The sequence below is a fragment of the Bacillus sp. ISL-7 genome (assembly GCF_018613065.1).
In genome coordinates, this window is sequence record NZ_JAGGQW010000044.1 from 63,017 (window position 1) to 75,162 (window position 12,146).

The following is a 12,146-nucleotide window of genomic DNA, read 5'->3' on the forward strand; positions in this document are numbered from 1 at the left end:
TATGACTGTTCAAGAGGTGAACGAGGGTGGACCTAAGAAATTTGATGCAATTCTATGGTTTAGACACTAGCAAAAAGATAAAAGTAGCACGTCATAAAGATGAAAAAAGGGGATATGATCTACGACACCTCTATCAAATCGGTCAATTCGAGATTTACCAAAGTTACCAGCAAGATCCGGATTTTCATGGCTGTGAGTATCTAATCTCGTTTCTTGGTACAGACAACAACCAAGCGATTTTTATCGGTGTCTACAAAGTTAAATCTATTAAAAAGGCTTCCGAAGTTCCTTTGTCTCATAATTTTATCTACCATGATATCTATAAACCTACCAGGAACTATTATTATGAGCTAGAAGAAATGCCTGGGTTCGAAGATCTAAAGGACCGATTAGTTATTAATTGGAGCGGGGGAGCCATCAATTGGATACAGTGGCTGGATAAACGGGAAAAAGAAGTGGTACAGCTTTTACCGAAGGGATACGTTTTCCACTTTCCCGGTTATTTAAATTTTATCCTGACCCATGACCAGTTGAAAAAAATCATTGAGAATCCGGATGCCCATAAGGACTGGCATAAAATGCTTTCTGCTGTTGCAGGGATTTATTTAATCGTCGACACAACGAGCGGAAAACAATATATCGGCTCGGCCTCGGGTAAAGAAGGTCTCCTTGGTCGATTTAAGACATATGCGAAAAGTGCAGATGGTGGGAACGTAGAATTGAAAAAACTGATTGTCGCCAATCCAATGCATGCAAAGATGCTTCAATTCACATTATTAGAAACGCTTCCTCTCTCACTTACAGCTAAAGAAGTATTGGCACGAGAAGAGCTCTATAAAAAGAAGTTAGGAAGCCGTAAAAACGGACTGAATTTGAATTAAATGTGTTTGGTGCTTAAGTTTAAGAAAGAAAGGTCCTCAAAATGACGATCTTTTTCCTTTGGTCACTATTTAAATAACTAACGTACATTTCAAATTTACAGCTCACGAGGGAATATTGCGAAATACGAGAAGAAGATAACAAATAATATAAACTGGCGAGGTTCACGGAAGACTTGCTTCCTTTAACGTCTAATAAAACTAGCAAGTTGATCGTGCTAAAATCGTTTAGAAAGCTAGTCGTATCAAGGGTTCATGACGTATTGGTCTTAAGAGAAAGTATATGACGTAATAACCTTCGCCTGACGGCTCAGTGATGTAACCAAAGCTTATCAGCTTCAGTAACATCAAATAAATATAAACGTGTATATTATGTGAAGACTGTGCAAAGCAGGATTCAACTGAACGGTAGTGAAGTTTATTGCAACGTTTATTGCTGTAGAGCTAGTCTATTGCGTATTATCTCTTTAGGTTGATGGATGAATGTATATGTAAAGACTGTGCGTCTAAATTCACTGCTTTGACCCAGAGAAAACAGAAGTAACTAATTTAGTACTCACCGAATATGACGTTGCTTCAAACTATATTACGACTCTAGCTTCTTTTTTTTGCTCTGATCAGCGTACAACTAAGGTATCGCCGTTGTCTCAAAAATGACAGTAATGCTTTGAATTGTGTAGATGAAGTTTTTGTTCCAGTAAATACCTTTGAAGATATTTTCGTATCATTCTGACTTCAATTTCACGATCTGTTCCACGACGGAATTACGATTCACCGTTTGCCCCCTTAGTACTAACTCGTACATAGCCATATTTAATCGTATTTTCCCTTTGAATTATGAACAATAGTTATGACACCTTTTAAACCTTGATAAATACGACTCAATAATTTGGTGCCAATACTTTTAAGTTATGAAACTATTTAGGATATCAGAAGGAGTACGGGAAGCCACCCTATCACAAGAGCGACCCACCCTTAATATAGCCGTATGCCTGGTGTAACGCACACACGATCGTAAAAACTTGGAATCCTGAACGTTCAAAACGCATAGTAACGCCAAAAATGTACGGATTAACTCCATAACTTGTCCCTATCAAAAAGAACGCCTTTTGCATTTACTATATTGATTGAAAAATTATAAATTTCGAAAGGATGTGTTTTTTATAGCGACTTTACGTACGGGACCTTTTCTCCTTCCTATCTTTACTCATGGGACACCACCCTCCCCCATAAACATTGTAATCGTAACGCTAAGTAACCAGACGAACAGGACGCTAACGGCTACGGTACGAATCGACCAAGTCATTTATCCTCCGGGTCCGGTTTTGCCTCCGACTCCTATATTGGTGCTGCACCCTCCGCAACCTTTTAGATTACCTCCGAACACAGCTGCGGGGGTTGCTGTTCCTGTGTTCACTCCCATTCCGATCACAGACACCAGTACAACAGCAGCAGGCGATCCACGTGCTTTAATCGTAACGGTTAGCGGAGATGTTGAAGAATCAGGAGATGAAATTCTAGTCAGCGTCACAGGCGGATTCTCATCGGATGGCAGTTCACTGGATGTCTCAGAACCGACAATGTTCTTCCGTCATGAAGACTTTGTTGTAGTACATGACGATCACCATCATCACCACCATGATGAAAGCAGCGATGAAAGCAGTAGTTAACAGTTGAATACGAATGATTGACCGTTTCTAACGTATAGGGCGGTCTTTTTTTGTACGAGCAAGGGGCCACCCTATCACGGGAGAAGGGTACGTGTTATATTGACACACGCCTAACGATAGACAAACATGGATGTAAAATCTCGAAACCTTGACGTTATTACGTAGGTCTGTCACCCCCGTCTTGCCAAAACCAGCCGTTCCACACAGCCAAATCCGTTCTAAAAATTTTGTGGTAAATCGTAAACTCAGGGTCTGTACAACATCGCCTACAATTGATATAATGTATCCCAACAGGTAATCGTGCGAATGAACTTTTTCGGTTTTAGCGGTCGAACGTAAGAAAACGCTGAATGGACGGTATATCTCGTACATAATTTCGTAAATAAATTTTCTAGCACGACTCAAAATCGTGTTCCGTGAGGAGTATCGGTTCGACCCCGATCACCGGTATAAAAAAACGTTGAAATGACGACGATCTACACGAGATGTAGGTCGTCGTTTTTTCGTCTATGCACACGATTCGATGGCCGAAAGTCGTACGCGGTGAATCGTGCGCAGAGGGAACGAATAATTCAGCAATGGAGGAGTTATTTTGACCCGCACTAGACGAACAAATGCACTTTCTACGGAGGATATGGCGAAGCTGCGCGGCAGTTTACGTTCGGATTACCTCGACTTTAATGATGCGCTTGACCTCTTTATCAAAGACGGAGAAATCCGAAATCTGCGTGAGCATACAATTAAATATTATCGGAATGAATTAACGACCTTTCAAAAGATTCTCGTCGAGCAATCCGTGACGACTTATCCTGGCGAAATAACTAAGGACATCATTAACGATAATGTAATCCGTTATTTACGCGTTGAAAAAGGACTGAAAACAACGTCTATTAATACTAGATTGCGTGCGATTCGAGCGTTCTTTAACTTTTTGTATAAGGACCGGTATATTCCGCAGAATCCCGTCGAGAATCTTAGGTTAATCCGCGACCGTAAGCAGATTATTGCTACGTTTACCGTAAAGCAAATTACCGACATACTGAACCGGCCAGACTTAAAGACATTCGTTGGCGTCCGTGATTATACGATCATGCTATTGTTACTCGAGACTGGTGTCCGTGTTAACGAGCTGATAGGCGTCAAAGTAAGCGATATTAACTGGGAAGAGTCGAAGGTACTAATCCGCAATACTAAAGGCTATTTACAGCGTTATGTACCGCTATCAGCTACGATGAAAGACCAACTGCGACGTTACCTTGCTATCCGAGGCAATGTGGTCGATTGCGATGCGTTGTTCCTCACAATAGACGACACACCGCTCACTAAGCGCCAAATACAGTCGCGTATAAGTGTTTACGGAAAAGAGGCGGCCATTGAGGGCGTACGGTGCAGTCCGCATACGTTCCGGCACACATTCGCAAAACTAAGCGTGAAGAATGGCGCAGGAATCTTCGAGCTGCAGCAGATACTCGGACATACTACGTTTGATATGGTGAGGACATACGTTAACTTATTCGCTGAGGACGTAAAGGAGCAGCATCGCAAGTTTTCACCGCTGAATAACTTAAAGCAACGGAAAGATTATTAGCGTCACCTTTGCGGTGGCGTTTTTTATATCAAAAAATGTGCGCTATTACTCGATGCTTGTCCCTTTCAAATAAATTACCTTTCGCATTTACTATATTGATTGAAAAACTATTTGCGAAAGGATGTGTTTTTTATAGCGACTTTACGTACGGGACCTTTTCTTATTCCTATCTTTACTCATCATCCACCAAGTCCCTGCAATATCGTAATCGTGACGCTTAGTAACCAGACGAACAGGACGCTAACCGCCACGGTAAGAATCGACCAAGTTATTTTGCTTCCGAGTCCGATTGCTCCTCCGGCTCCTTGGACCGTGCTATTCCCTTCGTCACCTATGACCTTGCCTCCGAACACGGCTGGGGGGTTTGCTGTACCGGTATTCACTCCATCACCAATCACAGACGCCACGGTCACAGCAGCAGGCGATCCACGTGCTTTGATCGTAACGGTAAGCGGAGATGTTGAAGAATCAGGCGATCTCATTGAAGTCAGCGTAACAGGCGGATTCTCATCTGATGGCAGTTCACTTGACGAATCAGAACCTACGATGTTCTTCCGACATGATGACTTTGTAGTAGTTCATGACGGCCACAATCACCATCACCATCACCACAATGATGAAAGCAGTGACTAGCATATTAGACCGTCTCTTGTTTCTAAAGGGCGGTCTTTTCATGACATATTATTTATTGTACATACGGAACATTTGTTCATATATAATAGTACCGAGGTGATTATTATGGCGATAAGAGACCGAGGTCTGATTAAGTGGAATGCAGCGTCCTTTATGCCGCAAGTATTCGAACAGCAGCGAGCCATGTTTAAGGACCAAGAGCGCCAGCCACGGCCGTTACTAAGCGAATTCGATACGGAGGAGTTTGATCAGCGCATAGCCTACGCAATGGAATATAACCTGGCGGTAAAGCTATCCGTATGGGCTGACGGATTCACATCGGAGATTACTGGCCGAATACATCACGTAGACCCTATTACGATCAGCTCCGCATTGAGGTAAAGCCTGGCGAATTCGAGCGGGTGGCCTTCGAGAATGTTACCGGGGTTACTGTCATAGATTAGGCTGAAATAAAAAAAGCGCCATTTAGACGCTTTGTAAATGTTTACTTAACTATCATTGAGGTTACTTTATGTTATGAAGGGTTGTCTTAGATAGCGATGGACAACCGCGGACTAGTTATAAATAAAGGGCGGTGTCTGTCGTAGATTAAAAAGAAAAGTCCATCCTCACTATTACGGTAAGGACGGACAAAAGACGTAAGCAACCAAACCACAGGGGTGTTTGGTATATTCTTATTCTGGACTAATCTGCGAACGAATATACGCCCTCTATTTTAATTTAGTGCGGTATTACTTTAATGCGATAATGCGTTATATAATAGAAGGAACACGGAATGATTACGATTTATAACGTAAGGTGACGTAATGTGGAAGATAATAACGGTAGGTGCTATTGATTTTGACTATCGTCATTATCCTGCATATTTTGTTTTAAATTTGAATAAACTAAATAAATTAGAAAAGTGCCAGGAATCGAGATCAAAATGAATACAAACCAAAGCGTGTTTATAAAATGAGTGTATATCCACGAAGACATACTAGCACCTCCTAATTCTAGAATGTCCGAAATGTCCATATCTTACAATCAGAATAATCATCTAGCAATATGGCAGGGATACGGTGGCGAATCGTAAGGCATCCGGCTATACAAAAGATTACATATCTGCGTATTTCATTAACAAGAGGCGCCCGCTGGATGGACGCCTCTCAAACTCAGGTACCCCGTTATTATGCCGGATATGTACCGGAAGTATGCACGATTCTATGCACGGACTATCGGCAGCCAGCTACGTAGGCATGCGGGTTGAAGCGATGCATAAACTAAACGTCAACCATATCGATCATTCACCGTCAACAAACCGCTTTACATCAACGTTTAGTCGTTCGTTCGACTGTTACATAATACGATTGTGTTACACTCGATATACATAAACGTGAATATCGGATTCATTACGATTTAATATCCGAGTAAAAAAGTCGGAATTACCCAAGCCACGTCAAAAAAAGCCGGGGGTTTGACGATTCTGAACCGCGCACAATTTTTCGAACTCATATAGTTAACTCAGCGCAATAAAAAAGACCGAAGCTGTTAAACTTCGATCATCAGGTACGCATCGCTGATTTCCTCGTCAGTGATGTCGATATATGCCAGCGTTATCTCAGGCGAACTATGCCCGAAGATGGCCATTATGCGCGTGATATCTACGCCTTTCTTATGGAGCTGGTAACCGAACGTCTTGCGGAGCGAATGGCAGCCAATCGAGCCTATCTTATCGAGTATGCCCGCTTTCTTTGCTGCGCCATTAAGTATGCGGTAAGCTTGCACGCGACTGATCGGCTTATTACCGCCCTGGCGCGATTGAAATACGTAATCAGTGTCCGCGCCATCTAACTTCGCAATCTCCTCTTTAACGGTATCGCTTAAAGTAATCTTCCCCTTCTTCTTCGTCTTCTCTTCGCCGATAATAAAGAAGTCCTTGCCGCGTAAGTCTCCGATCTTCAGCTCGAGCAAATCCGATATCCTTAGTCCGAATGATACGCCCATAATGAACATTAACTTATTGCGGCCAGCTAGCGCCTTTTTCATTACCTCGATGTCTTTAGCTTCGCGAATAGGTTCGACTTTGTTCATTTCGTTTGCCTCCGTTCAGTGTAACTAATTTTTATTTATGTTACACTCAGTATAACGTTAGCAGTTGCCGTTTATGTTATGTCCGATAAGCCCACTAGGATATAAGATATTTGTAAAAATGTTAACAATCTCATAATTGTTATATACAGTTTTATATTACAGTTGGACCAGTGCAGATAAAAAAGTAATGAGAATAACATCTATAGCAGGTATTTGAACGTTTAAATAATTATATAAATATTGATATATAATTAATTGATTGAATTTTTAAATATTTTTTATACAACAAAATTAGATGCATAGTTATACATAAAAGGAAAGATAATTGCACTACAATGCAAATCTCCAACGCCCTAAATTAAGGAAATAAAGATTAAAATAAATATAGCATCTTAAAAATAAAAAACAGTACTAATCACAATTTAAATTAATTTTTTGAACCAATGAATTCGACTTAAGATTTTGGGTTTATATTTCCTTGTGAAATATATTTTAAATAATTAGAAGCTGAATTTTCCTCTATTCCACAAAAGAAAGTTAAAAATACCAATAATTTTTTACTTTTCTTGTATATCCCACAAAGAAAGTGTCAAAAAAACTCTTTCTAATCAAGTTACCAAATAATTTTTGTATTATTTAAACTAATAAAAAATAATGCCTTTAAAACAAGTTAACCTTATTTAAATGTAGATACGAGTTATCTTGGTTGATACGTTCTAAGTAAATATTAGTTGTAGAAATATCCGAATGCCCAGCCCAATCTTTAACCACCGCAAGAGGAACGTCGTTCTCAAGCAGAAGAGTGACAAATGTATGACGGAACCAGTGAGGCGTAACGCCTAAATTTTTTCCCGCAAGTTGTACAGCTTCCTTCACAATTTTATACAGAGCAGGGTAGGTTAACCGTTTTTTATTTACAAGAAGTTCATTTTTATTGTATAAAGCAAAAAAAAGCGGGCTGGTATCCTGCATATTTATTTCAACGGTTTCTCCCATACTTTTTCGATACCTAAATAAAATATCTTTGGTTTCATCTCTTATAGGAATTGATCGAGGTTTCTTTCCTTTACCAATGACATCTACAAATAAAAATCCTTTACGGTTATATCGAAAGCTTCCCCAATTTAAGCTTAAAAGCTCACTTGCACGAAGCCCCGTGGTATAGAGTAGGTAGCCAATCAGCAAATTCCTCTTCTCCAATTGTTCTCGATTTCGTGTCGCCCTTACTATTTTAGGAAAGAAGGAAATAAGAAATTCAGCTTCTCTTTGATTCAATTCTCTGACTTGCACTCGGGTTTGTGCTTCTTCGTGACGAGTTTCTTCTATTATATAGTGTCCTTTTTTAGACACCGGCTTCGAGATCCAGGTGGAAAGGTGGGCTTTATAAAATTGTGTTTCATAACCAAAGTCCAACAATCTTCTGAAAAACTCCAATTTTCGTATGGCTGATTTAGCTGCATAATGTTCTTTGATAAATTGGTTATACGCTTTTACTTCTGGGAATCCAATATCCCGAAAGGAAAGGGAAAGGTCCGTCAGAAAAGTAAGCAGCGTTTTGGCATCCGATCGGTAGGCTTTAATAGTGTGGGACGAAAGTTTTTTATCTTGAGGAAACAATTTCTCTAAAAAAAACATTTCAAGAAAATCCTGTTCGGAACTATTTTCAAGTGTTAGGTTCCGATTTTCATCAAGTAGATGACGAGCTTTTAGATTCTCCCGTAAATGGGTTAAATACTGTTCACCATTCATATTTTGAAGAAGGGTCAAGTAATTCATTAATGACCTCCTATAAATAACTTTTAAATAATTTTATTATGTAAAGTAAAGATAATACCTAATTATCTTTACTTATATTTTAACACAGAATGTTTGTTCTATCTATAAATCTGGCTTCCTTATTTTATTTAAATATATTCAAAAATTGAAGTTGGGGTCCTGTCTGAGATTCGCTCTCAGGCCAAATTACTTTTTATTTTTAATATAATAGCCCATTCATTTTAATACAAAGCATATATAGAATTCCATTCATTTGTAAGTAGAAATGATATAGTAAGATGTTATTTGCATAATGCTTTAATAATGGGTGCATTCCTGGAAAAATGGTAATGCTATTTTCTTCTTCAAGTAACGGGCAGCATGATTGACATCCACCTTATGGAAAGGTTGGACGAAGGAATTTTGGAGCAAAGACTCTTTTAGATATGGGAGGGTTGACCTCCATTAGAAATTTGGGGATCCGCCAGTGCAACTTTAACTAGTTATCCACCTTTTGGATAAGTGAGGTTTGGTAGCTATCAGTAGCTTTTTCACCTTGTACAGAAAATTATCCTTGAATACATCATTATTCCAATCCTCAAATGAAAATAAACAGACTACACGTAATTTGGAGAAAATGAGAGATTTTCCTTTCTATATAAAAGGAAGGACGACGTAAATTATGCATACTCCGTGAACACTAAGGAGACAATTATAACAAGAGCAAGGCTTTAAATATACATCAAACCTCACTGTGAAATGGCTACCGCATAAGAAAAATTTCAAGCCTTGCTCCAAATTACACAATCACCTAGCGCTTTTAAATTCATAAAATATATAGGGTGTATGTATTAGTCACAAATCTAAGCCAGTATAATTCTCATGTTCAAAAGTTATTTCCATACGTCATTTTATTCCCATTGACTGCTCAATTAATTGAGCAGTCTATTTACTTTTCATTAGTAAGGAGATTACATATTTTACATATAAATATGTTTGTCCTTTAATTTATAGAATTTTTCAATTTGTAGTCTTGTTAATATACGTTTTGTTGGTAGGAATCCTAATAACACGATTGTTGCATTTTAATAAAACAACATTTGTTGTATAATGGATTTAATAAAACAATTGTTGTCTTAAAGGAGCAGTATTTATGAAAATGTATAGCGTTGATGAAGCGTTTGACCTATTAAAAATAAATAAAATTACGACCAACAAAGAGAGTGTCCGCAGGTGGCTAAGACAAGGTGCGATAAAAGGAATTGCTCCAGCTTCAAGAAAGGAAGGGTGGAAAATCCCTGAAAACATATTGCAAGAATTTATTCAACAGCGTTTGCCCGAAATATATATAACAAATGTTGTAAAAGAAACAAATGAAATAAACACAAAAAATGTTGTAAATGTTGAAATCAAAGAACAAATTCGAACGGAAATGTGGCAAGAATTGGCTAAAAAGTACATTTGGGAAGGATATATATATGTAAAAAAGTCATTAATTCGAAAATGTATCCAGCACAGACGTTATTCAAAAGCCCTTGAAGAAAAGGTTTGGAAAGCGTGCGAAGCCAATAGTAAAGCATATAGAAAGCCAAGAATCAGCTATTTACTTGAAGCATTTGCATTTGAAGGTAAACGCTTATTGATGGATAAAAATTTTGAGAGTTTAGAAGAACAGATCATTTTCCCCGTAATTGAATACATCCGAAAAAAATAGAAAAAATAATACAACAAAAGTGTTATTAAAGTGTTCGAGTTACTGAAACAGAGAGAATAGAACCTGTTTCTATACAAGGTTGCCCAAATCCAAAATGTAAACGTCAAACTCCTTTTCAAACAGATTTTCAAGTATTTGCGATAGATACTGTTGATTGGATTAACTACAGTGAAAGTCATAAAGATTTCATAGAAAAAATTAAATGGAGTTCTCCAAAACATGCCCCCGAATTTGCTATAAAAATATACGAAAAACAAGGTATTAGAATTGAAACCTAAGGCAAAGTTTCATATTATTGGAATTTGAGATAATGGGAATCTTCCACGAACGGGTGAGGGTAAAGCTTTTTTGTTGTACTGCCGAAGCAGGTTTGGTTAAAGAAGCGAGAGGAGAAAATAAGCTCCCTTTATGTCGTATTTGACACAAAGAGCGACATAAAATATTAGTAAAAAGAGGGTTCTGAATAAGTTTCAGAATCCCTCTAAATAAAATTAACCACCTTGTAATTAAATTAGTATCCTCCACCCATGAAGGATGCTCCAACGATGATTAAAAGGATGAATAGAACAACAATTAAAGCAAAACTTGTGCCCATTCCGCCGCCTTGGTAGCTCATGTAAACTCACCTCCTTATTTAAGAGGTAATACATTTTATTCTAACGGAGATAACTTGAAAGGGACAAGCATGTAATTATTCTTAAAAAGTTGTTCTTTTTTCGTACTTCGAAGAAATTGTGCATTAGTAGGATAGTCTTTGTTAACTAACGGAGTAAGCAACGTAGAGAATGTGAAGAATTGCACTTAAACTCCCATGAAAATAAAAACTGAAAAAGGGCATACAAAAATAGACCCAGAAAAGCCAGTTTTTAAAAAAAGGCTGAGCCTCTTGAAGAACTCATATAGGGTTGGCTGGTAATGGATAGTAAAAAACACCCATCCTTCTTTGAAATAAATTCTATGTGAACTGGCGCAAAAACCAGAAAAAGGATTAATCTCCCATGAGTGCTACCCATAAAGGGTGCGACAGTCGGTGGAACACCGTGGTCGTTGGAGTCAGACTAACGAAAGGGCTCAAAGGCACCATAGTTCAAAGACCTTCTTCGCCAGCATTAAAACAGTATAGACTGCCTGAATGATTTTCATTCTCTGTGGTGCAGCGCCGAACTGGCAGGTTGTACGGGGTTATTGGTTGTTGTGGATAATATTATTTGAAGATGCGAATTCTAACTATAATATTATGGGAGTGAGCATCATGAAGAAAATGATTTGTCCTTTTCACCATTTCTTTAATGTTTGTCACAGGAAACTTAACTTATGCTAAACCTCCAGAGCCAAAGGAAATTAAACCATTTGCAGATGACTGGTATGTCACACCAGAGGATATTATTAGAGATATTATATTTCCATCTATTGATAAAAGAGTGATGAAAGAATATCCAGGGAAAGATGCTGCTACTTTTGGCTGGCAGTCACAGAGGATTGTTGGTATTGTTTATAGCAACGATCATTCCTATGATATTTCCGTGAGGCTTCTAATTCCTAAGAATAGCAATAGCCCATTGGAATATGCAGAGGACTTGGTTAAAGTAAGAGTATCTCCATCCTGCGACAGCCCCAAAATTAGATGTAGTCATGGTTTTAAAGTAGAAGTATTAGAGTACAAACATATATCAAGATAAGAACGCGAAGAGGTGTTGCCTTTAATTGGCTGCACCTTATTTAGATTGACCTTCTTCAACTAAAGGGGCAGTTTAGTGGAAGAATGATTTTTTTTAAAATTAAAATGCCCGACCGATTGGGAAGGGCATTTAATTTATTTTTCTTTTGCAATTTCT

At 38.4% G+C, this 12,146-nt stretch carries 10 protein-coding genes; 7 read left to right on the forward strand and 3 right to left on the reverse strand.

Annotated elements, in window-relative coordinates:
- Window positions 1-26: 26 nt before the first annotated feature.
- From J7E66_RS17955 to J7E66_RS17975, 5 genes are all read left to right on the forward strand, one after another.
- Window positions 27-881 carry a GIY-YIG nuclease family protein gene (locus J7E66_RS17955; RefSeq protein WP_308162538.1) on the forward strand — a complete coding sequence of 285 codons (855 nt, stop codon included), beginning with the start codon at window positions 27-29 and terminating at the stop codon, window positions 879-881.
- Window positions 882-2,287: 1,406 nt separating this feature from the next.
- Window positions 2,288-2,548 carry a hypothetical protein gene (locus J7E66_RS17960; protein WP_215002324.1) on the forward strand — a complete coding sequence of 87 codons (261 nt, stop codon included), beginning with the start codon at window positions 2,288-2,290 and terminating at the stop codon, window positions 2,546-2,548.
- 634 nt (window positions 2,549-3,182) lie between these two features.
- On the forward strand, window positions 3,183-4,136 hold the full coding sequence (locus J7E66_RS17965) for a tyrosine-type recombinase/integrase (RefSeq protein WP_215002350.1): 954 nt from the start codon (window positions 3,183-3,185) through the stop codon (window positions 4,134-4,136).
- Between the two features lie 123 nt (window positions 4,137-4,259).
- The gene (locus J7E66_RS17970) at window positions 4,260-4,769 is read left to right on the forward strand and encodes a hypothetical protein (protein WP_215002326.1); all 510 of its coding nucleotides are present in this window, start codon (window positions 4,260-4,262) and stop codon (window positions 4,767-4,769) included.
- 105 nt (window positions 4,770-4,874) lie between these two features.
- The gene (locus J7E66_RS17975; protein ID WP_251032989.1) at window positions 4,875-5,150 is read left to right on the forward strand and encodes a YolD-like family protein; all 276 of its coding nucleotides are present in this window, start codon (window positions 4,875-4,877) and stop codon (window positions 5,148-5,150) included.
- A gap of 1,149 nt (window positions 5,151-6,299) precedes the next feature.
- Here J7E66_RS17975 and J7E66_RS17980 read toward each other — a convergent pair.
- On the reverse strand, window positions 6,300-6,842 hold the full coding sequence (locus J7E66_RS17980; RefSeq protein ID WP_215002328.1) for a tyrosine-type recombinase/integrase: 543 nt from the start codon (window positions 6,840-6,842) through the stop codon (window positions 6,300-6,302).
- Between the two features lie 660 nt (window positions 6,843-7,502).
- Window positions 7,503-8,618 carry a tyrosine-type recombinase/integrase gene (locus J7E66_RS17985; RefSeq protein ID WP_215002330.1) on the reverse strand — a complete coding sequence of 372 codons (1,116 nt, stop codon included), beginning with the start codon at window positions 8,616-8,618 and terminating at the stop codon, window positions 7,503-7,505.
- A 1,132-nt stretch (window positions 8,619-9,750) separates the two neighbouring features.
- Between J7E66_RS17985 and J7E66_RS17990 the strand changes: the two genes are divergently transcribed.
- Window positions 9,751-10,311 carry a helix-turn-helix domain-containing protein gene (locus J7E66_RS17990; RefSeq protein ID WP_215002331.1) on the forward strand — a complete coding sequence of 187 codons (561 nt, stop codon included), beginning with the start codon at window positions 9,751-9,753 and terminating at the stop codon, window positions 10,309-10,311.
- Between the two features lie 511 nt (window positions 10,312-10,822).
- Here J7E66_RS17990 and J7E66_RS17995 read toward each other — a convergent pair.
- Window positions 10,823-10,927: a YjcZ family sporulation protein gene (locus J7E66_RS17995; RefSeq protein WP_215002334.1), complete on the reverse strand. Its 105-nt coding sequence runs from the start codon at window positions 10,925-10,927 to the stop codon at window positions 10,823-10,825.
- A 673-nt stretch (window positions 10,928-11,600) separates the two neighbouring features.
- Here J7E66_RS17995 and J7E66_RS18000 point away from each other — a divergent pair.
- Window positions 11,601-11,990 carry a hypothetical protein gene (locus J7E66_RS18000; protein ID WP_215002336.1) on the forward strand — a complete coding sequence of 130 codons (390 nt, stop codon included), beginning with the start codon at window positions 11,601-11,603 and terminating at the stop codon, window positions 11,988-11,990.
- Window positions 11,991-12,146: the final 156 nt, after the last annotated feature.